Genomic DNA, 25,708 nt, shown 5'->3' with positions numbered 1-25,708 from the left:
TCCCTCTCACCGATCGCTCAACCGTCCGCTGATCCACTGCAGCGTCGCGGGAATCTCCCGGCGCCATGTGTTGAAGTTGTGGCCGCCGCTGTCGAGGATGATCGACGAGATCCGGGTCGGCTGCTTCTTCTTCACCGACTCGATGAACTTCAGCGTGGCCTTGTAGTTGGTCTCCCCCTGCTTGCTGCTGGTGACCAGCAATGAGGTGTCGGGTGCCGGGCGGTGCTTGAGGTACCAGAAGAGATCGGCCTCGTTCCGTAGCGTCTTGTTCCCGTGGAAGAGATCGCCCGTCGTCGCGTCGATCGGCGCTCGGTAATACGCCGAGAGTCCCGCACCGGCGGCATAGGTCCTGGGGTGGTGCATGGCCAGTTTCAGTGCGCAGTAGCCGCCGGTGGAGTCGCCGATGATGCCCCAACTACCGGGTTCCCTCCCGACCCTGTAGTGATGGCCGACGGCGTCGGGAAGATCCTCGGCGAAGAACGTCTCCGTCCGCGGGCCACCGGGAATGTCCACGCACTCGGTGTCGCGCGGCGGCGCCACGGTCGGCCGCAGCATGACGAGGATCATCGGCTGGGCCTCACCGTTCCGGGCCAGCTTGTGGGCCGTCTGCGGATAGTGCAGCCCCTTGATGAGGGCCTCGGCGGTGCCGGGATAACCGGTGAGGACGACCGCCGCGGGGAAAGTGCGGGTGCGGTACCGAGGCTGGAAGTACTCGGGCGGCAGATACACATACGCGGGGGCGGCGATCCGTGAGGTACGGCCCACGATCTCGACCTTCTGGATCTGGCCGCCGGTCCGGGGGCGGGCGCCGCCCGGCACGTTCACCTCCTGGGTGTCGACGACCTTGAGCGGTCCCCCGGTGTCGGCGCCGCCGTCGTGGTCGACGACGACGCCCTGCCCGGTCTCCTGGCCGAAGAGGTCGGCCCAGCCGGCGTAGAACCCGAACGCCTGGTTGGCGACGAGGCCGATCGACGCGAACAGGGCCAGCTGGGTCGCGAGCAGCGCCCCGATCCGCCCGCCGACGGCCCTCCACCCGCTCCGGGCCAGCTTCGGCCACAGCCACACCGTGCCGATGAACAGCAGCACGGCGGACAACACCGCCAACGCCAGCACCTTGTCGCTCGTCAGCCCCATCGGTCAGCCCTCTGCCCCGTCGTCCCGGCCCCCGCAGGAGCCGCCGGAGGTGCCCCGTGGTCTGCGGGGTTCCCGGCATTTCCCTGTCTTTCCCTGCCCTTTGGTTCAGCTTTCCGATGGAGAGTGAACCTCGCTCGCGAAGCCACCGTCCTAGAGGGCGCAATATCGCCGGATGCCGGAAAAGGCGCCGGGTCCAAGGTCTCTCGCGGAACTACGGGATGCGATGTCTGTCAGGACAGATGGGGAAATGTCGGGCGAGGTTCCGGATCGATCGAGCCGAACGGGGGCTCAGGCATCGAGCCGAACGCAGACTCGTTCGTCGAGCCCGCACCCGTCGAGTGCGCTCCGGCGCGCCGATGGCGTGGTGCGCGGCGCGCTGCGGGGCGTACTGCGCGGGCCGCGCCCCGAGGCCGTACCGGCGCTGATGGCCCGGGCCTGTGCGTTCGTCGGGCTCGTCGATGTCGCGGCGGGTGTCTTCCCCCGCTTCCGGCGCAGCCGTATGCACACGCTGGCGGAGGTGCTGCCGGGCTCGTTCGGCCCGTTCGCGGCGGCCCTGTCGCTGAGCGCGGGCGTCCTGCTGCTTCTGCTCGCCCACGGCCTGCGCCGGCGCAAACGGCGGGCTTGGCGCGCGGCCGTGGTGCTGCTGCCCGCAGGGGCACTCGCCCAGTTCACCTACCGCCACTCGCTGATCGGCGTACTGATCTCGCTGGCGCTGCTGATCCCGCTGGTGCGCCACCGCGACGAGTTCCGCGCGCTGCCCGACCCGCACAGCCGCTGGCGGGCGCTCGCCAACTTCATGCTGATGGGCACCGGTTCGATCCTCCTCGGACTGGTCGTGGTCAACGCCCACTCACGGGAGATGATCGGCGACCCCAGCCTGGCCGACCGTCTCGAACACGTCATCTACGGCCTGTTCGGTGTCGAGGGCCCGATCGGCTACACCGGCACCACCTCCTGGACGGTGGCCTTCTCCCTGGGCGCCCTCGGTCTGCTGACCGCCATCACCACCGTCTATCTGGCCTTCCGCCCCGAGCATCCGGCGGCCCGGCTGACCGAGGACGACGAGGAGCGGCTGCGCGCCCTGCTCACCAAGCACGGCGCCCGGGACTCCCTCGGCCACTTCGCCCTCCGCCGCGACAAGGCGGTGGTGTTCTCCCCCAGCGGCAAGGCGGCGGTGACGTATCGCGTCGTGCACGGGGTGATGCTGGCCAGCGGCGATCCGATCGGCGATGTCGAGGCCTGGCCCGGCGCCATCGAACGCTTCATGGACGAGGCCAAGGCCCACTCCTGGACCCCCGCCGTGATGGGCTGCTCGGAGACGGGCGCCGAGGTGTGGACCCGGGAGACCGGCCTCGACGCCCTCGAACTGGGGGACGAGGCGGTGGTGGATGTCGTGGATTTCTCCCTCGCCGGACGTGCGATGCGCAACGTGCGTCAGATGGTGAAGCGCATCGAGCGGCTGGGTTACGAAACCCGGGTACGGCGCGTCCGTGATCTGGGCGAGGCGGAGCTCGACCGGATTCGCCGCGCCGCCGAGGACTGGCGGGGCACCGACACCGAACGCGGCTTCTCCATGGCGCTCGGCCGCATCGGCGACCCGGCCGACGGCGACTGCCTCATCGCCACCGCCCACAGGAGCGACGAGGTCCCGGGCCCGTACGGCGACCTGAAGGCCGTACTCCACTTCGTCCCCTGGGGCCCGAACGGCGCCTCCCTGGACCTGATGCGCCGCGACCGGTCCGCCGACCCCGGCATGAACGAACTCCTCATCGTCGCCGCCCTCCAGGCCGCCCCCCGCCTCGGCGTCGACCGTGTCTCCCTGAACTTCGCGATGTTCCGCTCGGCCCTGGCCCGGGGTGAGAAGATCGGCGCCGGACCCGTGCTGCGCGCCTGGCGCGGGCTGCTGGTCTTCCTCTCCCGCTGGTTCCAGATCGAGTCGCTGTACAAGTTCAACGCCAAGTTCCGCCCCCGCTGGGAACCCCGCTTCGTCGTCTACGCCGCCTCCCGCGACCTTCCCCGCATCGGCCTCGCCGCCATGCAGGCCGAGGGCTTCGTCAACCTGGCCCTCCCCCACGCCCTGCGCCGCCGTTCCAAGACCCCGGCCCCGTGCGTCCACGCCCTGACGGACCGCCCCTTGAACGAAAGAGGCGCCCACGCGGCCTGACCCGGCCGCCACCCAGGAACGGGCCCGAGCGAGAGCCCCCCTCCAACCCCCGTGCCAGGGGCTCCCGCTCGGGCCGATCACGTCGCGGAGCCACACCGCCGCGCACAGCCCGGACGCCGACCCGCTCACAGCCCGAAAGCCGGCCGGTGCACAGCCGGGAAGCCGACCCGCGCACTGCCCGGACGCCGGCCCGCGCACACCTCGGGTCTACGCCGCCCGCGCCGCGCCGCCGTTGCCGTGGTTGTCGTCGTCCTCCGGGAGCTTGCAGACACGCTCCAGGAAGAGGGCGGCCACTATGACGCCGATGCCCGCGACGACGGAGAAGCCGGCGTAGATGGCCTGGTCGCGGCGGGCCGGGACGTCCAGGTACTCCAGGAGGAAGGCGCCGACGCCGCCGTAGATCCCGGCGACGAGCGAGGCCACCAGGGCGCTGGCCTGACCGAAGACGACCGCGCGGGCGGCCATCAGCGGGTCCACGCCCTTGGCGTCGGGGCGGCGCTCCCGCTGGGCCTTGAGACGGCCTCGGATCGACAGGGCCGTGGCCGTGAGGACGGTGGCGATCAGCGCCAGCACGATGGGCGCGGCCAGCGGCACGCTGGGCAGGGTCCCCACCGCATTCCACAGCCGGGCACCCGCCCAGGACAGCAACCCGGCCAGGACGAACACCACGGCAAGCGTCCTGATCCGCAGCTCTTTCACGATGCCCCTTCGATGCGCCTGACGATCCGGTCCCTACGGGTGCGGCGGTCGCCCACGAGCTTGTCGTCCACACGCTTCACGAACGCGGTCCGGAAGCACTCCGCGAGCGCTTCGGAGATGTCCGGCGACGACCCCGACCCGGTAGACCTTAACGACTACGCGGGCAGCTGGAGTTCCAGGTCGGCGCGGGCGGACACACCCTCACGGGTGACTCCGGCGAGCAGCTGGGCGACGGCGCCGCGCCCGGGGAGCTGCGCCTCGGGCTCGACGTCGTACCAGGGCGCGAGGACGAACGCCCGCTCGTGCGCGCGCGGATGGGGCAGGGTCAGTACGGGGTCGTCGGAGACCTCTTCGGCGTACGCCACGATGTCCACGTCGAGTGTGCGCGGCCCCCAGCGCTCGTCCCGGACCCGGTGGAAGGCCTCCTCGACGGCCTGGGCGCGCTCCAGCAGGGACGACGGGGGCAGGGTGGTCTTGAGGACGACGACCGCGTTGAAGTAGCTGGGCTGGCTGCCCGGGGCCACTCCCCAGGGCTCGGTCTCGTACACCGGCGACACCGCCTTGACGCGGACGCCCGGGGTGTCCTCCAGCGCGTCGACGGCGCCCTGGAGGTTCTCCAGGCGATTGCCCAGGTTGGAGCCCAGGGAGATGACGGCCCGGCGGGGGTTCTGCAGGGTGGTGTCGGCGGCGTCGACCCTCTCCACCACGGAGGCGGGCACCGGCTGTACGGTCGGGTCGCTCTGACCCTCGGTGAAGAACACGGTCATACTCGGCTCCGGGTGATCGTGACGGTCACGTCGTCGAAGGGGACCGTGATCGGCGCGTTCGGCTTGTGCACGCTGACCTCGACCTCCTGGACCCCGTCGTGCTTCAGGCACGCCTGGGCGATGCGCTCGGCGAGCGTCTCTATGAGGTTGACCGGCTCGCCCTCGACGATGGCCACGACCTCCTCCGCCACGATCCCGTAGTGCACGGTCCTCGCCAGATCGTCCGCGGCTGCGGCGGGTCGGGTGTCCAGGCCCAGCGTCAGATCCACGACGAAGGTCTGGCCCTCCTCGCGTTCGTGCTCGAACACACCGTGGTACCCACGGGCCCTCAGGCCGCGCAGCGCGACACGATCCACGCGAATCACTCCTGCAATCGTCGGGCGGTTCTTTCGAATCTACCTGCGGGCACTGACAGCGCCCACGCGCGAAAGCCCGCTCCCGGGTCCTGTACGACCCGGGTTCACCAGGCGTTTTCCCTCTGGCACCCAGCAGCTCACCGGCCGGAGGCCACGCAAACCCCCGAACTCGTGTTTCCCGTCACGTCCCGCGCACTCCGCCTACCCACTCAGGGAGCGGAGTCCTCACCGTCCTCGTCATCGGATTCGGTCAATACGGGGGAACCGTGGTGCGACCAGACCTTCCAGCCGTCGGAGGTGCGCCGGAACACATTCGTCGCCACGACCAGCTGCCCCACGAGCGGCCCCAGCCCGTCCCCGCCGTCCGGCGACGGACCACCGCTGAGGATGTTCTCGGTGCAGGTCACGAGGGCGGTGTCCCCGGTCACCGAGACATGGACGTCGGTGAGGAAGAACTGGATGTAGTCGGTGTTCGCCATGATCAGCGCATACGACCGCAGCACCTCCCCGCGCCCGGTGAGGACCGGCCAGCCGGGGTGCACACAGGAGATCACGCCGGCGTCCGCCGGGTCGTGGTACGTCTCGTCGACGCCCAGGTCGGAGGGGCTCAGCCAGAGCGAGGAAAGCGTCTCGAAGTCGCCCTGCTCCATCGCCTCGTAGAAGGCGGTGTTGGCGAGTTCGACCTGTTCGACGTCGGTGTGGGCGGAACTCAACGCTCCCGGGCTCCTTCGATCGCGCGGGCGACTCGGACGGCGTCGGCGGTGGCGCGCACCTCGTGCACCCGCACCGCCCAGACGCCCTGCTGTGCGGCGAGGGCCGACACGGCGGCCGTGGCGGCGTCGCGTTCCCGCGCGGGCGGCGGGGAGCCCTCCGGTCCGGCGAGGACCCGGCCGAGGAACCGCTTGCGGGAGGCGGCGACCAGCAGTGGGTGGCCGAGACCGTGCAGCCGGTCGAGGTGGGCGAGGAGGGCGAGATCGTGCTCGGCGCCCTTGGAGAAGCCGAGACCCGGGTCGACGACGATACGGTCCGCCGCGACACCGCCCTCCAGTACGGCCTCCACGCGCGCGTGGAGTTCGTTCACGACCTCGGAGACGACGTCCTCGTAGACGCCCTTGATGTTGGCGCCCTCGTGGAAGCCGCGCCAGTGCATGACGACGAAGGGGGCGCCCGCGTCGGCGACGACCGGGATCATCGCGGGGTCGGCGAGGCCGCCGCTGACGTCGTTGACGAGGGTGGCGCCGGCCGCGAGGGCCCGCTCGGCGACCGAGGCGCGCATGGTGTCCACGGAGACGGTGACGCCCTCGGCGGCGAGGCCCTTCACCACGGGGATGACCCGCTCAAGTTCCTCCGCCTCGTCGACGCGGGTGGCGCCGGGACGGGTCGACTCACCGCCGACGTCCACGAGGTCCGCGCCCTCACCGGCCAACTGCAGACCGTGCTTGACCGCCGCCGTGGTGTCGAACCAGCGGCCCCCGTCGGAGAACGAGTCCGGGGTGACATTGACGACGCCCATGACCGCGCAACGGTCCCATGCGGGCAATCCGGCCACCCGGCCGCGCTGGTTCTGGTTGCTCATGTGTCCAGCGTAGGGCCCCGATGGGGCGGCGCGATCCGCCCCACCGGCCGTGGGCGGCGATCAGTGGACCATGACGGTCAGCGGGCCATGATGAGGCTCATCGCCTCGTTCCGGGTCGCCGCGTCCCTCAACTGTCCCCGCACCGCCGACGTGATGGTCTTCGCGCCGGGCTTGCGGATGCCCCGCATCGACATGCACATGTGCTCGCACTCCACGACCACGATCACGCCACGCGGCTCCAGGATCTGCATCAGCGAGTCGGCGATCTGCGTGGTGAGGCGTTCCTGCACCTGCGGCCGACGGGCAAAGACGTCCACGAGCCGCGCCAGCTTGGACAACCCGGTGATCTTGCCGGTGGTGGACGGGATGTAGCCGACGTGAGCGACCCCTCTGAACGGGACCAGATGATGCTCACAAGTGCTGTAGACCTCGATGTCCTTCACCAGCACCATCTCGTCGTGCCCGATGTCGAACGTCGTGGTCAGCACATCCTCCGGCCGCTGCCACAGCCCCGCGAAGATCTCCCTGTACGCCCGGGCCACCCGCCCCGGCGTCTCCCTGAGGCCCTCCCGGTCGGGGTCCTCGCCGACCGCGATCAGCAGTTCCCGAATGGCGTTCTCGGCGCGCTTCTCGTCGAACTCGCCGATCGTTCCCTCGCCGTCCAGCGTCACGGGGTCGGTCATGTGGTGCCTCGCTCCTGTGTCTGCGACGCGTACGGATTACGCGTCGGACGTCCGGCCATACGAAATGCCGCGCCCCCCAGGCTAGAACCAGGGGGGCACGGCATCCATTCCGGGCCTGGTGAGAAGGCCGTGGGCCGGGAGCCGGGGCTCGGCGGTGGCCCGTTCTCACCCGGTGGGCGTCAGCTCTCCGGACGCTCCTCCGGTACGGCGTCGACGGCGGCCGTGATCGCCGGGGTCGCGCCATTGGCGCCGTTCGTCAGTGCGAGCTCCTTCGGGGAGAGCACCGGCGGACGGGTGGAGGGGGTGCGGCGGGAGGAGCCGGTCCAGGCGGGCCGGGGCGGACGCTTGACGATGGGGGCGAAGATCTCGGCGATCTCCTCCTTGCCCAGCGTCTCCTTCTCCAGCAGCTGAAGCACCAGGTTGTCGAGGACGTCGCGGTTCTCGACCAGGATCTCCCAGGCTTCGTTGTGCGCGTTCTCGATGAGCTTCTTGACCTCTTCGTCCACGAGCGCGGCGACCTCTTCCGAGTAGTCGCGCTGGTGGGCCATCTCACGTCCGAGGAACGGCTCGGTGTTGTCGCCGCCGAACTTGATGGCGCCGAGACGCTCGGTCATGCCGTACTGGGTGACCATCGCGCGGGCCAGGTTGGTGGCCTTCTCGATGTCGTTCGCGGCGCCGGTGGTCGGGTCGTGGAAGACCAGTTCCTCGGCGGCGCGACCGCCCAGCATGTAGCCGAGCTGGTCGAGCATCTCGTTGCGGGTGGTCGAGTACTTGTCCTCGTCCGGCAGGACCATGGTGTAGCCGAGGGCGCGGCCACGGGACAGGATCGTGATCTTGTGGACCGGGTCGGAGTTCGGCGAGGCCGCCGCGACCAGGGCGTGACCGCCCTCGTGGTACGCGGTGATCTTCTTCTCCTTGTCCGACATGATCCGGGTCCGCTTCTGCGGGCCCGCGACCACGCGGTCGATCGCCTCGTCCAGCATCTGGTTGTCGATCAGCTTCTTGTCGCTGCGGGCCGTCAGGAGGGCGGCCTCGTTCAGGACGTTGGACAGATCGGCACCCGTCATACCGGGGGTACGGCGGGCGACGGCGGACAGGTCGACGTCGGGCGCGACCGGCTTGCCCTTCTGGTGGACCTTGAGGATCTCCAGACGGCCCTGCATGTCCGGGCGGTCGACGGCGATCTGCCGGTCGAAGCGGCCGGGGCGCAGCAGCGCCGGGTCGAGGATGTCGGGCCGGTTCGTCGCGGCGATGAGGATCACACCGCCCTTGACGTCGAAGCCGTCCATCTCGACGAGGAGCTGGTTCAGCGTCTGCTCGCGCTCGTCGTGACCGCCGCCGAGGCCGGCGCCGCGGTGGCGGCCGACCGCGTCGATCTCGTCGACGAAGACGATCGCCGGGGCGTTCGCCTTGGCCTGCTCGAAGAGGTCACGCACTCGGGAGGCACCGACACCGACGAACATCTCGACGAAGTCGGAACCGGAGATCGAGTAGAAGGGCACCCCGGCCTCACCGGCGACGGCGCGCGCGAGGAGCGTCTTGCCCGTACCGGGCGGGCCGTAGAGCAGCACACCCTTGGGGATCTTGGCGCCGACGGCCTGGAACTTCGCGGGCTCCTGGAGGAACTCCTTGATCTCGTGGAGCTCCTCGACCGCCTCGTCCGCGCCCGCGACATCCGCGAACGTGGTCTTCGGGGTGTCCTTGGTGATGAGCTTGGCCTTGGACTTCCCGAAGTTCATCACCCGGGAGCCGCCGCCCTGCATCTGGTTCATCAGGAACAGGAAGACGACCACGATGAGGACGAAGGGGAGCAGCGACAGCAGGATGCCGACGAAAGCGTTCTGCTTGGTCGGGGAGACCGTGTAGCCGTCGGGGATCTGCTTGTTCTGGTACTTGTCCTGCAGGGTGTTCGCGAGGGTGACGCCCTGGTCGCCGATGTAGCTCGCCTGGATCTTCGAGCTGCCCTCGATCTTCTGACCTTCCTTGAGCTGGACCTTGATGGTCTGCTCTTCGCCGGTGGTCAGCTTGGCCTCTTGGACCTTGTTGTCATTGATCGCCTGGACGACCTGGCCCGTGTCCACCGTCTTGTAGCCGCCGGACGAGCCGACGACCTGCATCAACACGACCACGGCAAGGACGGCCAGCACGATCCACATGACCGGCCCACGGAAGTATCGCTTCACGTCCATCCATACGGAGCGGTGCCGCCCCGTCCCTCCTGCCATAGTGAGTTTGATAAAGACTGTTCTTCGGACGGTACCCCAGCTTTGTCACCCGAAGCCGCATGGGAGCGGCCCCGGGCCGGGGCGAGCCCGTCCTCGCATGCTCCAACGGCGCGGAACCCGCTGGGGTTCCCGAGCGTCTTGAGAAGACTGGCCCGTCCTTGTGACGAGGACGGCACCCACCTCGTCACATGGGCGTTTCAGCCGCCGTAGACGTGGGGCGCGAGCGTACCGACGAACGGGAGGTTGCGGTACTTCTCGGCGTAGTCGAGGCCGTAGCCGACGACGAACTCGTTGGGGATGTCGAAGCCGACCCATTCCACGTCGATGGCGACCTTGGCGGCGTCGGGCTTGCGCAGCAGGGTGCAGATCCTCAGGGACTCGGGCTCGCGGGAGCCGAGGTTGGAGATCAGCCAGGAGAGGGTGAGGCCGGAGTCGATGATGTCCTCGACGATCAGGACGTGCTTGCCCTTGATGTCGGTGTCGAGGTCCTTGAGGATGCGCACCACACCGGAGGACTGGGTGCCCGCGCCGTAGGAGGACACGGCCATCCAGTCCATGGTGACCGGGGTGGACAGCGCCCGGGCCAGATCCGCCATCACCATGACGGCGCCCTTGAGGACTCCGACGATGAGCAGGTCCTTGCCCTCGTACTCCGCGTCGATCTTCGCGGCCAGCTCGGCCAGCTTCGCGTCGATCTCTTCCTTGGTGATGAGCACCTCTTTGAGGTCGGCACCCATGTCGTTCGCGTCCACCCGCATCACTTTCGGTCGGTCGTCCCAGGGCCGTCCGGGGCGCCCGACCCCCTGCGAGGGGGCTCGGGGCCCTTGTGAGGGGCCCCGCCGGGGGTCCGGTTTCAGCCTTGCCGAATCACCAGTCTGCCACCCTGCCGCTGGGCGAGGACCCGGCCGGGGAGATTGATGGCCCCCTGGCCGCGCCAGCCGGTGATGAGCCGGTCGACTTCCTCGATGTGCCGGGCGAAGAGCGAACCGGCCGGCGCACCGGCCTCGATGGCGGCGCGGCGCAGGATGCGGCGGCGTACGGCCGGCGGGAGGGCGTAGAGCTTCGCGCACTCCAGGAGGCCCGAGGCGTCCCGGACGGCGGGCTCGGCCTGGCGGGCCCAGGTGTCGAGGGCGTCGGCGTCGTCACGGGAGAGCTGAGCCGTACGGGCGAGGGCCTCGACGACGCCCTTGCCGAGCGCCTTCTCCAGGGCGGGCAGTCCTTCGTGCCGGAGCCGGGAACGGGTGTAGGCGGGGTCGGTGTTGTGGGGGTCGTCCCAGACGGGGAGGGACTGGACCATGCAGGCCTTGCGGGCGGTCTGCCGGTCGAGTCCGAGGAAGGGGCGCCGGTAGCGGCCGCCGGCCCCCGAGACCGCGGCCATACCGGACAGGGAGCGGATGCCGGAGCCGCGGGCGAGGCCGAGCAGGACGGTTTCGGCTTGGTCGTCGCGGGTGTGGCCGAGCAACAGGGCGTCGGCGCCGTGGCGTTCGAGGGCGGCGTCCAGGGCGGCGTAGCGGGCGTCGCGGGCGGCGGCCTCGGGGCCGCCGTCACGGCCGACGGTCACGGCGACGGACTCGACCGGGTCCAGGCCGAGTTCCCTCAGGCGCAGGACGACTTCCTCGGCGCGCAGGTCGGAGCCCGGCTGGAGTCCGTGGTCGACGGTGATGCCGCCGGCGCGGATGCCGAGCTTGGGCGCCTCGAAGGCGAGGGCGGAGGCGAGCGCCATGGAGTCGGCGCCACCGGAGCACGCGACGAGCACGAGCGGCGCGAAAGGCCGCTCGTGTACGGCGGTTCCGTCGGCCCCGGGGTCCCCGACCGTCTGTCCGGCGAAGCTGCTCCCTGAGGGCACGGCCGCGGGGGGTACGGCCGTGAGGGGCGCGGGCTCCGGTTGTGCGCCTGTGACGAGGGGCGTGCCGGGGGTCGCGTAGGCGGGCGTGCGACGGGTGGTGTTCGTGTGGTGTTCGGTGAGGATGTCGTGGAGTACGCGGCGGACCGCCAGGCGTATCGCCGCGACCGCGGGGTGGGGACCCATGTCCGGTTCCCTTCATGAAATTGTCGGGGGGTGAGCCCGAGGTCGGTCACTCAGAGTGTGTAGATGGTGACAGAACCGGGCCGTTCCCCGAGCATTGCACGCCTACCCCTCGCTCACGGTCCCTCGGACGGGTGATTGGTGGAGCGTTCGCCTGCCGTCGGCCGGATTCGTTCACCACGCTCGCGCGCGGCTCACGACTCGGCCTTGCGATGCACCCGCGCGACCCAGTCCGCCGGTTTGGCGATCTCCGTCTTGGTCGGCAGGGTGTTCGGGGAGGTCCACACGCGGTTGAAGCCGTCCATGCCGACCTGTTCGACGACCGCCCGTACGAACCGCTCCCCGTCCCGGTACTGCCTCAGTTTGGCATCCAAACCCAGCAGCTTGCGCAGGGCGAGGTCCAGTCGGGAGGCCCCCTTCTGGCGGCGCTGCTGGAACTTCTCGCGGATCTCGCCGACCGACGGCACGACCGACGGACCCACACCGTCCATCACGAAGTCGGCGTGGCCCTCCAGGAGGGACATGACCGCGGTGAGGCGGCCGAGGATCTCCCGCTGGGCGGGTGTCTGCACCAACTCCACGATCGAGTGACCGTCGTCGCCCACCTCGCCCTCCGGTCGGCCACCCGCGAGTGACTGGGCGGCCTCTCTGATGCGTTCCAGGAAGGTCATCGGGTCGACGTCGGTCTCCTGCAGGAACGACTGGATTTCGCCCTCCAGGTGGTCCCGCAGCCAGGGCACCGCCGTGAACTGCGTGCGGTGCGTCTCCTCGTGCAGACAGACCCAGAGCCGGAAGTCATGGGGCTCCACGTCGAGTTCGCGCTCCACATGGACGATGTTCGGCGCGACCAGCAACAGCCGGCCGCCGCCGTTCTCCCCGGCCGGGAGGTCCCGGGTCGCCGGAGCGAACGTCTCGTACTGGCCGAGGACCCGCGACGACAGGAACGACAGCAGCATCCCCAGCTCCACGCCGGTGACCTTGCCGCCCACCGCGCCCAGTACGGCCCCGCCCGGGGTGGCGCTGCGACGTTCCTGCATCTTCTCCAGCAGCGGTTTCAGCAGTTCGCGGAAACCGGCCACATTGGCCCGGACCCAGCCGGGGCGGTCGACGACCAGCACGGGGGTGTCGTCGGCCGTGTCGGGGAGCATGCGCGTGAACGCGCGTACGTGTTCCTCGGACGCCTTCGCGTGTCGGCGGAGCTCGGCGACGATGGACCGGGCCTCGTCGCGGCTCACCTCCGGGCCCGGCCGTACCAGCCGGGTCGCGGTCGCCACCGCGAGATTCCAGTCGACCATCTCGGCTCCACCGATGCGAGTCATGTGTTCAACCGTACGGGAGCGCTGCCGCTTGGGGCAGGCGGTGAGGTGGGGGGTGGTTGCGGGTGCGTTTTTGGGTGCGGGTGGGTGGGGGCTTGTCGCGCCCACGCGGCGGAGCCGCAAATCGACACAGTGCCGCGCCCCTGAAAGCACGGGGCTGCGCCCCAGTGCTTTCATCGCCCGCTCAGCGGCAGCCGCATGTCGCCAAAGCCGATGCCGCCTTGTCCAGGGCCGTCTGGGCCGCGTCCTTGCTTGTGGTATCCGTCGCCAGGAGGGCGAAGGTGAGGAGGTGGCCGTCTGCGTCCACCACCGTGCCCGCCAGCGTGTTTACGCCCGTCAGGGTGCCCGTCTTTGCTCGGACCGTGCCCGTTCCCCCGGACTCCGGGGTATAGCGGGACGTGAGGGTGCCGGTGAAGCCCGCTACGGGGAGGCCGGTGAGGGCGGGGCGGAGTTCGGGGTGGGCGGGGGAGGCGGACTTGGTCAGGAGGGTGGTGAGGAGTTTCGCCGTGAGTCTGTTGTCCCGGCTGAGGCCGCTGCCGTCGACGAACTCGACGCCGTCCAGGGGGAGTTCCAGGGTCTTCAGTTGTTTGGCGATCGCCGCCGCGCCGCCTTCGAAGCTCGCCGGTTCGTCCGTCGCGATCGCGACCTGGCGGGCGAGGGCCTCGGCGATGTCGTTGTCGCTGTTGGTGAGCATGCGCTCGACGAGGGCGGAGAGGGGCGGGGAGGAGACCGAGGCGAGTTCCTTCGAGGCCTTCGTCGCCTTCTTGGGGCCCTTCACGGTCGTCCTGATGCCCTGGTCCTCCAGGAGGTCCGCGAATTTCGTGGTGGCGTCGGCCGCCGGGTCGGGGGCGCGGGTCGCGGTGCCGCTGGTGGAGTCGTCGACTCGGGCCTCGTCGACCATCAGGGGGGTGACCAGGGCGATGTTGGGGTCGACCCCGATGGTGTGGAGTTCGGGGCCCTCGTAGAGGGAGGTGTCGTAGGCGAGGGTGATCTCGTTCAGGTGGTCCTCGGTGAGGGCCGCGGCCGTCTCTTCGGCCAGGGTGCGCAGGTCGGCGTTGCCGTCGGTGTCCTCGCGGGCGGTGAGCGTGGGGTCGCCGCCGCCGACCAGGACGACCTCGGCGGAGTCGGGCTCCAGGACCGTACGGGTCTGAATCCGGTGGTCCGGACCTGCGGCCGAGAGGACCGCGGCGGCGGTGGCGATCTTGGTGGTGGAGGCCGGGGGAACCGGTTCGTCGGCGCCCTTGGCGTAGAGGGGTTCGCCGGTGGCGACGTCGACCACGGCGGCCACGGGGTGCGGGCCGAGGGCCGGGGAGCCGAGGAGGGGGTCGAGGACGGCGGCGAGGGTTTCGGCGGCGGGGGCCGCTCCGGTGGACTTGGTGCCGTCGAGGCCGGACAGGACGGAGGAGGCGCTCGGGGCGGGCTTGGGCGCCCCCGCCGACGTACCGGACGACGTATCGGAATTACGTCCGTGATCTGCGCCACCTCCGCCACCCCGCTGTGCGGCCCATTCGCGCTCGGCCGTACGCTGACCGGACGAGTCCCAGGGTCCGGCGACGGTGATCGCGCCGGCCGAGAGCACCAGCCCCAAGGTGGCCGCACCGGCGGTGAGCTGGGTCGTCGTGAGCTTCTTCGTGCTCCTCGCGAGCTGCGAAGAGCGCGCCGTGACGGCGCTCGTGGCGCGTACGACACCGGGTTTCACGGCCTGGGCGACGCGCGCGGCGTGGGGTCGCACGGCGTGCGTCACGCGCACGACGCCCGGTTTCACGGCGCGCGCGACCCGCATCACATGCGGTCTCGCGGCCCGCCAGACCCTCGGCTCAGCCACGACCACCAGCCCCTTTCGCGATCACACACCAGCGTGAGGGACACTTAACCACCAGAACTATGTGTTGATCATGGAGGAGCCACCGGTGGAGTTCGACGTCACGATCGAGATCCCGAAGGGTTCGCGCAACAAGTACGAGGTGGACCACGAGACCGGTCGAATCCGCCTGGACCGTCGTCTCTTCACCTCGACCGCCTACCCGACCGACTACGGCTTCGTCGAGAACACCCTCGGCGAGGACGGCGACCCGCTGGACGCGCTGGTCATCCTGGACGAGCCGACCTTCCCGGGCTGTCTGATCAAGTGCCGTGCGATCGGTATGTTCCGGATGACGGACGAGGCCGGCGGCGACGACAAGCTGCTGTGCGTCCCGGCCACCGACCCGCGTGTGGAGCACCTGCGTGACATCCACCACGTGTCGGAGTTCGACCGTCTGGAGATCCAGCACTTCTTCGAGGTCTACAAGGACCTGGAGCCCGGCAAGTCCGTCGAGGGCGCCGACTGGGTGGGCCGTGCCGACGCCGAGGCCGAGGTCGAGAAGTCGTACAAGCGGTTCAAGGAGCAGGGCGGTCACTGAACGCCCGGCCTCGGGCCGTTGAGGGTTTTTGACGCGAACGGGCCGTGCGATCCCTTGAGGGTCGCACGGCCCGTTCGCGTATGTGTACGTATCAGGGTGTAGCGGTACGCATACTGAGGCGTACCCAGTTGTGTCGTACAGGGAGCGCGGCGGAGTGGGAGAGACGGAGCCCGAGGACGACCGCAGGCCGGTGGAGGACGACAGCGAACCGGTGGACGAAGTCCGCGAACCGGTGGAAGACGATCGCAAGCCCGTGTCGGACGAGGCAAGCGCGGCCTTCGAACCGGTGAGCATCGCGCCGGGGGCGGGGCACGGGCCGGGCACCGGATCGGGGGTCGACGGCGAGTCGTCGGTGACCTCGGAGTTCGCGATCCCGGCCGGGCTGGACGTACCGGCCGCCGCCGCGGAGTCCGAGTCCCAGACGACCTCCGAGTTCGCGCTGCCGAAAGGGCTGGTGCCGCCGGAGCCGGTGGCCGGGGAGCCGGAGGGTTCGGCGTTCGGCACGCCGCGTACGTACCGGACGAAGGACGCGCCGCCCGCGTTCACGCCGGCCGGTGGGATACCGGCCGTCACACTGGCGAAGGACGTGCCCTGGCAGGACCGGATGCGCACGATGCTGCGGATGCCGGTGGCCGAGCGGCCCGCGCCCGAGCCGCCCCGGGAGCAGGGCGAGCAGGGGCCCGCCGTGGCGCGCGTCCTCGACCTGGCCCTGCGCATCGGCGAACTGCTGCTCGCCGGCGGGGAGGGCGCCGAGGACGTGGAGGCCGCCATGTTCGCCGTGTGCCGGTCGTACGGGCTGGACCGCTGCGAGCCGACCGTCACCTTCACCCAGCTGTCGATCACCTACCAGCCGTCGCTCGTGGACGACCCGGTCACCGCGTCGCGGATCGTACGGCGGCGGGCGACCGACTACACACGGCTGGCGGCCGTGTTCCGGCTGGTGGACGACCTCAGTGATCCGGAGACGGCGATCTCGCTGGAGGAGTCGTACGGCAGGCTCGCCGAGATACGGCGCAATCGGCATCCGTATCCCGGGTGGGTGCTCACCGCTTCCAGCGGGCTGCTCGCGGGGGCCGCGTCCGTGCTCGTCGGGGGTGGCGGGGTCGTCTTTCTCGCCGCCGCGATCGGCGCGATGCTCGGCGACCGGCTGGCGTGGGTGTGCTCGGGGCGGGGGCTGCCGGAGTTCTACCAGTTCCTGGTGGCGGCGATGCCTCCGGCCGCGATCGGGGTCGCGCTCACCGTCGCGGACGTCGATGTCGCGGCTTCCGCCGTCATCACCGGTGGGCTCTTCGCCCTGCTGCCCGGGCGGGCGCTCGTGGCCGCCGTCCAGGACGGGCTGACCGGGTTCTACATCACCGCCTCCGCACGGCTGTTGGAGGTGATGTATCTGTTCGTGGGGATCGTGGTGGGGGTGCTGCTGGTTCTCTATTTCGGTGTGCAGTTGGGGGCCGAGCTCAATCCCGACGCGGCGCTCGGGGACATCGAACGGCCCGTGTGGCAGCTCGTCGCGTCGATGCTGCTGTCGCTGACCTTCGCCGTACTGCTTCAGCAGGAACGGTCCACCGTGCTGGTCGTGACCCTCAACGGGGGTGTGGCGTGGGCCGTTTACGGGGCCATGCATTACGCCGGCGGTATCTCGCCGGTGGTCTCCACGGCCGCCGCGGCGGGGGTGGTGGGGCTGTTCGGGCAGTTGTTGTCGCGGTATCGGTTCGCTTCCGCGTTGCCCTATACGACGGCGGCGGTGGGGCCCCTGTTGCCAGGGTCGGCGACCTATTTCGGGTTGTTGGCGTTCGCGCAGAACGATGTGGATGCGGGGCTTGTCTCGCTGACCAAGGCGGCGGCTTTGGCCATGGCCATTGCCATTGGGGTGAACCTGGGGTCGGAATTGTTCCGGTTGTTCTTGCCGGGCGCTGCGCGGGCCGGCCGTAAAGCCGCGAAGCGGACGCGAGGCTTCTAGCGCCGGGTGCCTACTGGGGTGGGTCGCTGGGTGGTTGGGCGGCTGCGGGTTGGTTGTGGCTGGTCGCGCAGTTCCCCGCGCCCCTTGAGGGGGCTACGGCCCCATCTCAGGGGCGCAGCCCCTGTCTTTAGGGGCGCGGGGAACTGCGCGAGCGACCACGACGGACCCGCAGCCGCCAACAATCCAGTTCCCCCGAGCTATTGGGCGCTCAGTACTGCGGATAGTTCTGGCCCTGGCCTTGGTAACCGCCCTGGTCCTGGGGGTACTGGTGCTGGCTCGGGTACTGCTGGGCGTACGGCTGCTGGTAGCCGTAGTCCTGCTGGTGGCCGTACTGGGCGTCGTACGGCTGCTGCTGGTCGTACTGCTGGGGCTCGTCCGACGACGGGATGCGGCGGAGTTGGGTCGTCGCGTCGTCCATCGTCGGGGTGGTCGTCGGCGGGAAGTCGGCGGCCGGGGGCTCCGGTTGGTTCTTCTTGGCCTTCCTCGCCCTCCAGAACTCGATGATGATCGGGAGCACCGAGAGCAGGACGATCAGGATCAGCATCGCCTCGATGTTCTTGCGGACGAACGCGATCTGACCGAGCCAGGAGCCGAGGAGGGTGACGCCCGCGCCCCAGAGGACGCCGCCGATGATGTTGAACGTGAGGAACGTGCGGTACCGCATACCGCTGACGCCCGCGATGATCGGGGTGAACGTCCGCACGATCGGTACGAAGCGGGCCAGGATCAGGGACTTCGGGCCGTGCTTCTCGAAGAACTCATGGGCCTTGGTGACGTTCTCCTGCTTGAAGAAGCGGGAGTCCGGCCGCTTGAACAGGGCGGGGCCGACCTTCTTGCCGAACATATAGCCCGCCTGGTCACCCAGGATCGCGGAGACGCAGATCAGCACGATCGCCAGCCACAGCGGGAAGTCCAGCGTCTTGGCGGTGATCAGCATGCCGGCCGTGAACAGCAGCGAGTCACCGGGCAGGAAGAACCCGAAGAACAGACCGGACTCGGCGAACACGATCAGGAGCAGGCCCCAGATGCCGAACGAGTCGAGCAGATAGTCCGGGTCCAGCCAGCTCGGTCCGAGGGCGAGTGTCGTCACGGTTCCGGGCTCCTGGGGGTGAGAGAAATGAGGGCCTTGGGCAAGGGCCCAAAGGGGTGACCAACGCTATCAACGCATGGTCACCCCCCTAGGTTCCATCAACTCCTCCAGAGTGCACTGTGCGCCCCCTTGGACCAAGCTGTGCGGCCGGCCGCGGGGCGTGGGGTCCGGTCCGCCCTACGGTCAGGAGGTGTGGCGGTCGGCGTTCGCGAGGATCGCGTCCCTCAGGTGCTCGGCGAGGCCGGGGCGCATCGCGTCGTAGAACGCCTTGAAGCGCTCGTCGGAGACGTACATCTCGCCGAAGCAGCGGTGCGTCTCGTACGGGACCTCGAAGTAGTACCGGCTGATGTGCTGCCGGTGCTCCTCGGCGAGATCCATGGCCGCCTCGCCGGACGGCCGCTCGCCGGCGGCCACGAGGGCCGCGTACCGCTCGCCCCAGTCGTCGACCGCGGCCTGGATGCGCTTCCAGTCCTCCTTGGTGTACGTGGCGACCCGGCGCTGCGACTCGGCGTACGCCTCCGTGCCGCCCCAGCGCTGCTCGGCCTCCTCCGCGTACTGCTCGGGGTCCTTGTCCCCGAACACCTCGAACCTCTCCTCGGGTGTGAGGTTGATGCCCATCGTGCGTGCCTCCATGGCGTGTTCCACGGCCGCGGCCATCTTCTGCAGCTTCTCGATCCGGGCGGTCAGCAGGTCGTGCTGGCGGCGCAGGTGTTCTTGCGGTTCCGCTGCCGGGTCGTCGAGCAGGGTCGCGACCTCGTCGAGGGGGAAGCCGAGCTCTCGGTAGAACAGGATCTGCTGGAGCCGGTCGAGATCGTCGTCGCCGTAGCGGCGGTGGCCCGCGTGGGTGCGTTCACTCGGTACGAGCAGGCCGATCTCGTCGTAGTGGTGCAGGGTGCGCACCGTGATCCCGGTGAATCCGGCGACCTGTCCCACGGTGTAGCTCATGTTCCGCTCCCCGTTTCCCTTTGTCGGTACGCGCTCCAGGCTGGGCCCTCACGCCGCGTGAGGTGCAAGCGGAGACGCGTGGCCCCTCGCGGGGGTGCGAGCCGTGCGAAGGGCCTCTCTCGCCGATTCGACTTTCTCACCGACTCCTTTCGCCATGTGCGATGGCGTGTCCCCGGTGTCGGTCCTACCGTCAAAGGCATGCCACTGCATCGATGGGACGGCATCGCGCCCGACGCCGCACGGGACTCCGGGGCGGGGCGCGGCGGCCGGCATCGGCTCTCCGTCAACCCCTTCTACGGCGAGGCCAATCCGGTCGGCGGGATGGCCGAGGCCCCGCCCAGGCACCGGCTGCCGGACGGGCCGCTGGCGCCCTCGGCGGCGTATCAGCTGGTCCATGACGAGCTGATGCTCGACGGCAACTCCCGGCTCAACCTCGCCACCTTCGTCTCCACCTGGATGGAACCGCAGGCCAGGGTGCTGATGGACGAGTGCCGGGACAAGAACATGATTGACAAGGACGAGTATCCGCGCACCGCCGAGCTGGAGCGGCGCTGTGTGGCGATGCTGGCCGATCTGTGGAACGCGCCGGACCCGGCCGCCGCCGTCGGCTGCTCGACCACCGGGTCCAGCGAGGCGTGCATGCTCGCCGGGATGGCCCTCAAGCGGCGGTGGGCCGGGAAGAACGCCGACCGCTATCCCTCGGCCGAGGCGCGGCCCAATCTCGTCATGGGCGTCAACGTCCAGGTCTGCTGGGACAAGTTCTGCAATTTCTGGGAGGTGGAGGCCCGGCAGGTGCCCATGGAGGGCGACCGGTTCCATCTCGATCCCGAGGCCGCCGCCGCGCTGTGCGACGAGAACACCATCGGGGTCGTGGGCGTCCTCGGGTCCACCTTCGACGGGTCGTACGAGCCGATCGCCGAGCTGTGCGCCGCCCTCGACGCGCTCCGGGAACGCACCGGGCTGGACATCCCCGTTCATGTCGACGGCGCGTCCGGCGCCATGGTCGCGCCCTTCCTCGACGAGGACCTCGTGTGGGACTTCCGGCTGCCGAGGGTGGTGTCGATCAACACCTCCGGGCACAAGTACGGCCTGGTGTATCCGGGGGTCGGCTGGGCGCTGTGGCGGTCCGCCGAGGAGTTGCCGGAGGAGCTGGTCTTCCGGGTCAACTATCTCGGCGGCGACATGCCCACCTTCGCGCTCAACTTCTCCCGTCCGGGCGCCCAGGTCGTCGCGCAGTACTACACCTTCCTCCGGCTGGGCCGCGAGGGTTTCCGGGCCGTCCAGCGGACCACCCGCGATGTCGCGCTGGGGCTCGCCGAACGCATCGGGAAACTGGGCGACTTCCGGCTGCTCACCCGGGGTGACGAGCTGCCGGTGTTCGCCTTCACCACCGCCGACGACATCACCGCCTACGACGTCTTCGACGTGTCCCGGCGGCTGCGCGAGAGCGGGTGGCTGGTACCGGCGTACACCTTCCCGGAGAACCGGCGGGACCTGTCGGTGCTGAGGGTGGTCTGCCGCAACGGCTTCTCCGCCGACCTCGCCGAGCTGTTCGTGGAGGACCTGGGCCGGCTGCTGCCGGAGCTGCGGCGGCAGCCGCGTCCGTACACCCGGGACAAGGACGCGGCGACCGGGTTCCATCACTGAGACGCGGCGACCGGCTTCCCTCGCCAAGGCCGGGCGGGCCCCGTCAGCGGCTGTCCTCCGGGTGCCGCTCCCCCGTCGCGTACGGGTTCTCCTCGCCCTCCCGCAGGACGCCGATGAACGGTTCGCCCTCTCCGGCGAAGGTGTAGGCGCCGGCGCGGATGCGTTCGATGAGGCCCCGGGTCCAGTCGGCGCCGGTGTCGGCGGAGTGGACCCAGAAGTTCATGATCTCGCCGATGTGGCCGAGCTGGGCGGGGCCCTCCTCGGGCGTGTAGTACTCGGTGACGGACTTGCGCCACTCCCCGATGCGGCGTACCCGTTCCTGAAGGAGTTCGAGGACTTCCTCGCGGCCGAGCGCGACCATGGAGCCCAGCGCGGCGGTGAGCACGTCCGGCTTCTGGTCGTAGGCGGTGAGGGACTCCCGGACGAGCTTGAGGTACTCCTTCTCGCCCCGCGCCGTGATCTCGTACTCGGTGCGGGGCGGGCCGCCGGCCGTGGAGGGGGCGACCTCGTGCGCGTGGAGCAGTCCCTGTTTCGCCATCTGCTTCAGGGCGTGGTAGATCGAGCCGGGCTTGGCGTTGGACCACTCGTGCGCGCCCCAGTACTCCAGGTCGTTGCGTACCTGGTAGCCGTGGGCCCGCCCGTGCTGGCGGACGGCACCTAGCACGAGAAGACGGATCGCTGACATGGGGACAGGGTAGGGCGGGGGCGCGTGGGAGCCGGGGTCAGCCCCGGCTCCTCTGCGGTGCCCTAGGACGACGACGCCAGGGTGCCCGACCGGTCAGGCACCCGTACGACCCACGTGCTCGATGTGGAGGGTGCGCGCATCCGGGTCGAGGCGGTACGGGACGCGCCAAGAGCCGTGATAAAGGCGGCGATGTGCGGCACCCCAGGCCCGGGAGCCTTCAGGGCGCTCGTCCTCGGCGAGTTGGTCAGTGGCGCGCAGCAGTGTGTCCACGCTGTCCGGATCGTCCTTGAGGTGCCCGACGGCTGCGTTGAGAGCCGCCGGTTCCCACACGACCTTCCAGGTCACTCGCTCCTCCCCGCCGCTTCGAGAAGGGCGCGGCGGGCCTCGTCGTGCGGTATGGGGGTCTCGGTACGCCCAAGAGCGCGGTCACGCTCCAGCCGGGCGAGGGCGAGGGCATCCTCAAGATCCTCCAGCTCTGCGGGAGAGATGAGGACAGCGGCAGGAATCCCGCGATCCGTCAGGGTGATGTGCTCGTGCTGGGCGGCTCGACGGGCGAGTTCACCGAGCTTGCCCCGCGCCTCAGCGATCGGATAGGTAGGAGACATGCACCTACTGTACAGCTAGATGCATGTCTACTGCCGGACAGGTCGAAAGTCGTGCATCGGCACCCTCGGAAGGGGAAGGAACCGCAGGTCGGCGCCGTCAGAACGGGAAGAAGCTGCGGCCGTGCTGGATCGAGATCCACTTCTGGGTGGTGAAGGCGTCGACCGTGGTCTCGCCGTTGAGGCGGCCGATACCGGAGTGCTTCTCGCCGCCGAAGGGGACGAGGGGCTCGTCGTGGACGGTGCCGTCGTTGACGTGGAACATCCCGGTGTCGATCTGCTTGGCGAAGGCGACGCCGCGCTCGATGTCGCCGGTGTGGACGGCGCCGCTGAGGCCGTACGGGGTGTCGTTGACGATACGGACGGCCTCCGCCTCCCCGTCGAAGGGGACGAGGAAGACGACCGGGCCGAAGACCTCCTGGTGGAGGAGGGCGGAGTCGGCGGGGACGTCGGTGAGGACGGACGGCTCGACGAGGTTGTCGGTGGTGGTACCACGGAGCAGGGCCGTGGCGCCCTCGGTCAGCGCCTGGTCGACGACGGCCGAGAGGGCGTCCGCCTGGGAGGAGTTGATGACCGGGCCGATGACCGTCTGGGGGTCGCGCGGGTCGCCGACCTTCAGGGTCTTCACCTTGGCGACGAACTTCTCGGTGAACTCGGCCTGGATCGAGCGGTCGACCAGGACCCGGTTGGCGGCCATGCAGACCTGGCCCTGGTGGACGTACCGGGAGAAGACGGCGGCGTCGACCGCGTAGTCGATGTCGGCGTCGTCGAGGACCACCAGCGCGCTGTTGCCGCCGAGTTCGAGGATCGACCGCTTGAAATGGGAGGCGGCGACGGTGGCGACATGGCGGCCGACCTTGTCGGAGCCGGTGAAGGAGATCAGCTTGGGGACGGGGTGCTCGATGAAGGCGTCGCCTATCTCGGCTATGTCGGTGACGACGACGTTCAGCAGACCGCCCGGCAGGCCCGCCTCCTCGAAGATCTTCGCGACCAGGGTGCCGCCCGCGATCGGGGTGTTCTGGTGCGGCTTGAGGACGACACCGTTGCCGAGGGCGAGCGCCGGGGCGACCGACTTGATGGAGAGCAGGAACGGGAAGTTGAAGGGGCTGATGACGCCCACGACACCGACCGGGACGCGGTAGAGGCGGTTCTCCTTGCCGTCGATCGGCGATGGGATGATCCGGCCCTCGGGGCGCAGCGCCAGCTGAATCGATTCGCGCAGGAACTCCTTGGCGAGATGCAGCTCGAAGCCCGCCTTGACACGGGTGCCGCCGAGTTCGGCGATGATCACCTCGGTGATCTCCTGCTCGCGCTCCTCGATCACGCGCAGCGCCTTCTCGAAGACGGCCCGCCTGGCGTAGGCGTTGACCTCGGCCCATTCCTTCTGGGCGGCCTCGGCGGCCTTGTAGGCCTCGTCCACCTCGTCGACCGTGGCGATCGTGATCGACGCCAGCTTCTCGTCGTCGTACGGGTTGAAGTCGATGATGTCCCAGGAGCCGGAGCCCTGGCGCCACTCACCGCCGATGTACTGACGGGCCAGATCGGTGAAGTAGGACGACATATGATCCTCAATCAGTCGGCATCGATCAAGATTGATCACACGTCATCGTACTTGTGGGTAAGGGGAGTTGGAGAGCTACTCGGGAGACTCTGTGAAGACTCTCAGGCACGCGGTGAGTTCTCAGGACAGCTGCAGCAGTCCCCGCAGCAGGTCGCGGCTCTCCGCCGGGGACGGGCTGTCGTCCTGGAGCTGCTTCAGCGCGCGCCCGTACTGGGCGACGTCCTCGCACTTGTCCAAGTACAGGGCGCTGGTGAGCTGTTCGAGATAGACGACGTCGGAGAGGTCGGACTCCGCGAAGCTGAGCACGGTGAAGGCGCCGCTCTCTCCGGAGTGGCCGCCGAAGCCGAAGGGCATGACCTGGAGCCGTACGTTCGGCCGCTCGGAGATCTCGATCAGATGCTGGAGCTGACCCCGCATCACTTCCCGGTCCCCGTAGGGGCGGCGGAGGGCGGCCTCGTCGAGGACGCAGTGGAACTCGGGGGCGCTCTCGGCGACCAGATACTTCTGGCGCTCCATGCGTACGGCGACCCGCTTGTCGATCTCGGCCGCGCTCGCGCCCTTCATGCCCCGGGCGACGACGGCGTGCGCGTACGCTTCGGTCTGCAGCAGGCCGTGGACGAACTGGACCTCGTAGGAGCGGATGAGGTGGGCGGCAGCCTCCAGGCCGACGTAGGTGGGGAACCAGCTGGGCAGGACGTCCGAGTAGCTGTGCCACCAGCCGGCGGCGTTGGCCTCCTTGACAAGGGAGAGCAGTGAGGTGCGCTCGGCCTCGTCGGTGACGCCGTAGAGGGTCAACAGATCCTCCACGTCACGGGACTTGAAGCTGACCCGGCCCAGCTCCATACGACTGATCTTCGACTCGGAGGCGCGGATGGCGTACCCGGCCTTCTCCCGGGTGATGCCCTGCGCCTCGCGCAACCGCCTGAGATGCGAGCCCAGCAGCATCCGCCTCACCACCGACCCACCCGATTCACCGGCGCCCACGTTCGTCCAGCCTCCCCAACCTTCTTCAAGTGCCGCAGTCTGCCACTAAAGCACTCCGATCCGCACTCGTCCGGTTACAGAAATGGAAAGTATTCGAGGGATGAGACAGGAGTGACGGGAGGGGTGGCGGCATGGGTGGCGGGCGGGAATCACAGGAAGCCGCCAGGGATTTGACAGGTGACACCTCGCAAGTCGAAACAAGCTGGCAGAAGAAATATCCAGGAAGCGGTATGGTCGGGTCCATTTCGGGCGCGTGCACGTGCATCTGCCCTTGCATCTGCCGTACGCATCGGAAACCATGGTCCCGCGTCACCGCTGTTGTCTCGCAACGACCGCGATCGATCACGGGGAGTGCCTCGCATGGGGACGAATGGATCGACCATGCTCGAACCCTTACGGCAGGGACTTCCGCCACTTGATCCCGCGACCGTGTCCAACGCCGCGTCCTGCGCGCTGCCGCCCCGCTATGAAGCGGTGCGCGAGGCAAGACAGTTCACCCGGGGCACCCTCGACCAGTGGCACATGGGCGACCGCTTCGACGACATCTGTCTCGTGGTCTCCGAACTCGTCACCAACGCGCTGCGGCACGGCCTGCCCGCCCCCGACTGTCATATCGCCGACCAGGACCCTCCCGTCCGGCTGCATCTGATGCGCTGGACCGAGCGGCTGGTGTGCGCGGTGCGCGACCCCAGTCATGACACCCCGGTCGCGCGCGACTCGGACGACTGCTCGGCGGAGTCGGGGCGCGGACTGTTCCTGGTGGAGTCGTTCGCGGACGGCTGGGGCTGGCATCCGCTGACCGGAGCGCTCAACGGCAAGGTGGTGTGGGCGCTGTTCCAGGTGCCGCCCATGAACGTGAACGGCGGGCGGTCTTCCCGATGACGCACCG

General features: G+C 69.4%; 24 protein-coding genes. 5 read left to right on the top strand and 19 right to left on the bottom strand.

What is annotated here, in order from left to right; genetic code table 11:
• Positions 1-6 precede the first annotated feature (6 nt).
• Entirely contained in the window at positions 7-1,134 is a 1,128-nt protein-coding gene (locus ACWD4G_RS35065) for an alpha/beta hydrolase (RefSeq protein WP_451300768.1), read from the bottom strand.
• A gap of 361 nt (positions 1,135-1,495) precedes the next feature.
• On the opposite strand from ACWD4G_RS35065, the gene ACWD4G_RS35060 reads away from it, so the two are divergent.
• Positions 1,496-3,298, top strand: coding sequence for a phosphatidylglycerol lysyltransferase domain-containing protein (locus ACWD4G_RS35060; protein ID WP_451300766.1), 1,803 nt, complete (start codon positions 1,496-1,498; stop codon positions 3,296-3,298).
• A 207-nt stretch (positions 3,299-3,505) separates the two neighbouring features.
• Here the strand turns inward: ACWD4G_RS35060 and ACWD4G_RS35055 are convergent, their stop codons facing one another.
• From ACWD4G_RS35055 to dacB, 11 genes are all read right to left on the bottom strand, one after another.
• On the bottom strand, positions 3,506-3,997 hold the full coding sequence (locus ACWD4G_RS35055; RefSeq protein ID WP_451300764.1) for a DUF3180 domain-containing protein: 492 nt from the start codon (positions 3,995-3,997) through the stop codon (positions 3,506-3,508).
• Positions 3,998-4,152: 155 nt separating this feature from the next.
• Positions 4,153-4,764, bottom strand: coding sequence for a 2-amino-4-hydroxy-6-hydroxymethyldihydropteridine diphosphokinase (folK, locus tag ACWD4G_RS35050; RefSeq protein WP_451300762.1), 612 nt, complete (start codon positions 4,762-4,764; stop codon positions 4,153-4,155).
• The gene (gene folB / locus ACWD4G_RS35045) at positions 4,761-5,120 is read right to left on the bottom strand and encodes a dihydroneopterin aldolase (protein WP_451300761.1); all 360 of its coding nucleotides are present in this window, start codon (positions 5,118-5,120) and stop codon (positions 4,761-4,763) included. The genes folK and folB overlap by 4 nt, the downstream gene beginning before the upstream one ends.
• Positions 5,121-5,329: 209 nt before the next feature.
• Positions 5,330-5,833 (bottom strand): nuclear transport factor 2 family protein, encoded by a 504-nt coding sequence (locus ACWD4G_RS35040; protein ID WP_451300759.1) that lies wholly within the window; start codon positions 5,831-5,833, stop codon positions 5,330-5,332.
• The gene (gene folP / locus ACWD4G_RS35035; RefSeq protein ID WP_451300757.1) at positions 5,830-6,696 is read right to left on the bottom strand and encodes a dihydropteroate synthase; all 867 of its coding nucleotides are present in this window, start codon (positions 6,694-6,696) and stop codon (positions 5,830-5,832) included. Before folP ends, ACWD4G_RS35040 begins: the two co-directional genes overlap by 4 nt.
• 77 nt (positions 6,697-6,773) lie before the next feature.
• Positions 6,774-7,379 carry a GTP cyclohydrolase I FolE gene (folE, locus tag ACWD4G_RS35030; protein WP_451300755.1) on the bottom strand — a complete coding sequence of 202 codons (606 nt, stop codon included), beginning with the start codon at positions 7,377-7,379 and terminating at the stop codon, positions 6,774-6,776.
• A 179-nt stretch (positions 7,380-7,558) separates the two neighbouring features.
• The gene (gene ftsH, locus ACWD4G_RS35025; RefSeq protein WP_451300753.1) at positions 7,559-9,568 is read right to left on the bottom strand and encodes an ATP-dependent zinc metalloprotease FtsH; all 2,010 of its coding nucleotides are present in this window, start codon (positions 9,566-9,568) and stop codon (positions 7,559-7,561) included.
• A gap of 233 nt (positions 9,569-9,801) precedes the next feature.
• On the bottom strand, positions 9,802-10,362 hold the full coding sequence (hpt, locus tag ACWD4G_RS35020; protein ID WP_451300808.1) for a hypoxanthine phosphoribosyltransferase: 561 nt from the start codon (positions 10,360-10,362) through the stop codon (positions 9,802-9,804).
• Between the two features lie 95 nt (positions 10,363-10,457).
• Positions 10,458-11,633, bottom strand: coding sequence for a tRNA lysidine(34) synthetase TilS (gene tilS / locus ACWD4G_RS35015; RefSeq protein ID WP_451300751.1), 1,176 nt, complete (start codon positions 11,631-11,633; stop codon positions 10,458-10,460).
• A gap of 191 nt (positions 11,634-11,824) precedes the next feature.
• Positions 11,825-12,949, bottom strand: coding sequence for a zinc-dependent metalloprotease (locus ACWD4G_RS35010; protein WP_451300749.1), 1,125 nt, complete (start codon positions 12,947-12,949; stop codon positions 11,825-11,827).
• Positions 12,950-13,130: 181 nt separating this feature from the next.
• On the bottom strand, positions 13,131-14,777 hold the full coding sequence (gene dacB / locus ACWD4G_RS35005) for a D-alanyl-D-alanine carboxypeptidase/D-alanyl-D-alanine endopeptidase (protein WP_451300747.1): 1,647 nt from the start codon (positions 14,775-14,777) through the stop codon (positions 13,131-13,133).
• Positions 14,778-14,856: 79 nt separating this feature from the next.
• Between dacB and ACWD4G_RS35000 the strand changes: the two genes are divergently transcribed.
• Together ACWD4G_RS35000 and ACWD4G_RS34995 are read left to right on the top strand one after the other, a co-directional pair.
• Positions 14,857-15,348 carry an inorganic diphosphatase gene (locus ACWD4G_RS35000; RefSeq protein ID WP_451300745.1) on the top strand — a complete coding sequence of 164 codons (492 nt, stop codon included), beginning with the start codon at positions 14,857-14,859 and terminating at the stop codon, positions 15,346-15,348.
• A 253-nt stretch (positions 15,349-15,601) separates the two neighbouring features.
• Positions 15,602-17,305, top strand: coding sequence for a threonine/serine ThrE exporter family protein (locus ACWD4G_RS34995; protein ID WP_451300806.1), 1,704 nt, complete (start codon positions 15,602-15,604; stop codon positions 17,303-17,305).
• Between the two features lie 208 nt (positions 17,306-17,513).
• Here the strand turns inward: ACWD4G_RS34995 and ACWD4G_RS34990 are convergent, their stop codons facing one another.
• A complete protein-coding gene (locus ACWD4G_RS34990; RefSeq protein WP_451300743.1) occupies positions 17,514-18,395 on the bottom strand; it encodes a DedA family protein in 882 nt (293 codons plus the stop codon).
• 183 nt (positions 18,396-18,578) lie between these two features.
• The gene (locus ACWD4G_RS34985) at positions 18,579-19,340 is read right to left on the bottom strand and encodes a MerR family transcriptional regulator (protein WP_451300741.1); all 762 of its coding nucleotides are present in this window, start codon (positions 19,338-19,340) and stop codon (positions 18,579-18,581) included.
• A 198-nt stretch (positions 19,341-19,538) separates the two neighbouring features.
• Here ACWD4G_RS34985 and ACWD4G_RS34980 point away from each other — a divergent pair, with 198 nt between their 5' ends.
• Positions 19,539-20,987, top strand: coding sequence for a glutamate decarboxylase (locus ACWD4G_RS34980; protein ID WP_451300739.1), 1,449 nt, complete (start codon positions 19,539-19,541; stop codon positions 20,985-20,987).
• Between the two features lie 43 nt (positions 20,988-21,030).
• Here the strand turns inward: ACWD4G_RS34980 and ACWD4G_RS34975 are convergent, their stop codons facing one another.
• The 5 genes from ACWD4G_RS34975 to ACWD4G_RS34955 all read right to left on the bottom strand — a co-directional run bounded on the left by ACWD4G_RS34975 (position 21,031) and on the right by ACWD4G_RS34955 (position 24,780).
• The gene (locus tag ACWD4G_RS34975; protein WP_451300737.1) at positions 21,031-21,672 is read right to left on the bottom strand and encodes a PadR family transcriptional regulator; all 642 of its coding nucleotides are present in this window, start codon (positions 21,670-21,672) and stop codon (positions 21,031-21,033) included.
• Positions 21,673-21,765: 93 nt separating this feature from the next.
• Positions 21,766-22,017 (bottom strand): type II toxin-antitoxin system RelE family toxin, encoded by a 252-nt coding sequence (locus ACWD4G_RS34970; RefSeq protein ID WP_451300735.1) that lies wholly within the window; start codon positions 22,015-22,017, stop codon positions 21,766-21,768.
• A complete protein-coding gene (locus ACWD4G_RS34965) occupies positions 22,014-22,277 on the bottom strand; it encodes a type II toxin-antitoxin system prevent-host-death family antitoxin (protein WP_451300733.1) in 264 nt (87 codons plus the stop codon). The genes ACWD4G_RS34970 and ACWD4G_RS34965 overlap by 4 nt, the downstream gene beginning before the upstream one ends.
• Positions 22,278-22,374: 97 nt before the next feature.
• Entirely contained in the window at positions 22,375-23,835 is a 1,461-nt protein-coding gene (locus ACWD4G_RS34960) for an aldehyde dehydrogenase family protein (protein ID WP_451300731.1), read from the bottom strand.
• A gap of 120 nt (positions 23,836-23,955) precedes the next feature.
• The gene (locus ACWD4G_RS34955; RefSeq protein WP_451300729.1) at positions 23,956-24,780 is read right to left on the bottom strand and encodes a helix-turn-helix domain-containing protein; all 825 of its coding nucleotides are present in this window, start codon (positions 24,778-24,780) and stop codon (positions 23,956-23,958) included.
• A gap of 420 nt (positions 24,781-25,200) precedes the next feature.
• Between ACWD4G_RS34955 and ACWD4G_RS34950 the strand changes: the two genes are divergently transcribed.
• Positions 25,201-25,701, top strand: coding sequence for an ATP-binding protein (locus ACWD4G_RS34950; protein WP_451300727.1), 501 nt, complete (start codon positions 25,201-25,203; stop codon positions 25,699-25,701).
• Positions 25,702-25,708: the final 7 nt, after the last annotated feature.

The organism is Streptomyces sp. NPDC002643 (assembly GCF_053592555.1).
This window is presented reverse-complemented; position numbering and strand designations above follow the sequence as displayed.

Bases quoted from the DNA above. Each gene is read 5' to 3' on its own strand.
- ACWD4G_RS35065 (WP_451300768.1), bottom strand. From the start codon at position 1,134: ATGGGGCTGACGAGCGACAAGGTGCTGGCGTTGGCGGTGTTGTCCGCC.
- folK (WP_451300762.1), bottom strand. From the start codon at position 4,764: ATGACCGTGTTCTTCACCGAGGGTCAGAGCGACCCGACCGTACAGCCG.
- folP (WP_451300757.1), bottom strand. From the start codon at position 6,696: ATGAGCAACCAGAACCAGCGCGGCCGGGTGGCCGGATTGCCCGCATGG.
- folE (WP_451300755.1), bottom strand. From the start codon at position 7,379: ATGACCGACCCCGTGACGCTGGACGGCGAGGGAACGATCGGCGAGTTC.
- ftsH (WP_451300753.1), bottom strand. From the start codon at position 9,568: ATGGACGTGAAGCGATACTTCCGTGGGCCGGTCATGTGGATCGTGCTG.
- hpt (WP_451300808.1), bottom strand. From the start codon at position 10,362: ATGCGGGTGGACGCGAACGACATGGGTGCCGACCTCAAAGAGGTGCTC.
- tilS (WP_451300751.1), bottom strand. From the start codon at position 11,633: ATGGGTCCCCACCCCGCGGTCGCGGCGATACGCCTGGCGGTCCGCCGC.
- ACWD4G_RS35010 (WP_451300749.1), bottom strand. From the start codon at position 12,949: ATGACTCGCATCGGTGGAGCCGAGATGGTCGACTGGAATCTCGCGGTG.
- ACWD4G_RS34985 (WP_451300741.1), bottom strand. From the start codon at position 19,340: ATGAGCTACACCGTGGGACAGGTCGCCGGATTCACCGGGATCACGGTG.
- ACWD4G_RS34980 (WP_451300739.1), top strand. From the start codon at position 19,539: ATGCCACTGCATCGATGGGACGGCATCGCGCCCGACGCCGCACGGGAC.
- ACWD4G_RS34975 (WP_451300737.1), bottom strand. From the start codon at position 21,672: ATGTCAGCGATCCGTCTTCTCGTGCTAGGTGCCGTCCGCCAGCACGGG.
- ACWD4G_RS34965 (WP_451300733.1), bottom strand. From the start codon at position 22,277: ATGTCTCCTACCTATCCGATCGCTGAGGCGCGGGGCAAGCTCGGTGAA.
- ACWD4G_RS34960 (WP_451300731.1), bottom strand. From the start codon at position 23,835: ATGTCGTCCTACTTCACCGATCTGGCCCGTCAGTACATCGGCGGTGAG.
- ACWD4G_RS34955 (WP_451300729.1), bottom strand. From the start codon at position 24,780: ATGCTGCTGGGCTCGCATCTCAGGCGGTTGCGCGAGGCGCAGGGCATC.
- ACWD4G_RS34950 (WP_451300727.1), top strand. From the start codon at position 25,201: ATGCTCGAACCCTTACGGCAGGGACTTCCGCCACTTGATCCCGCGACC.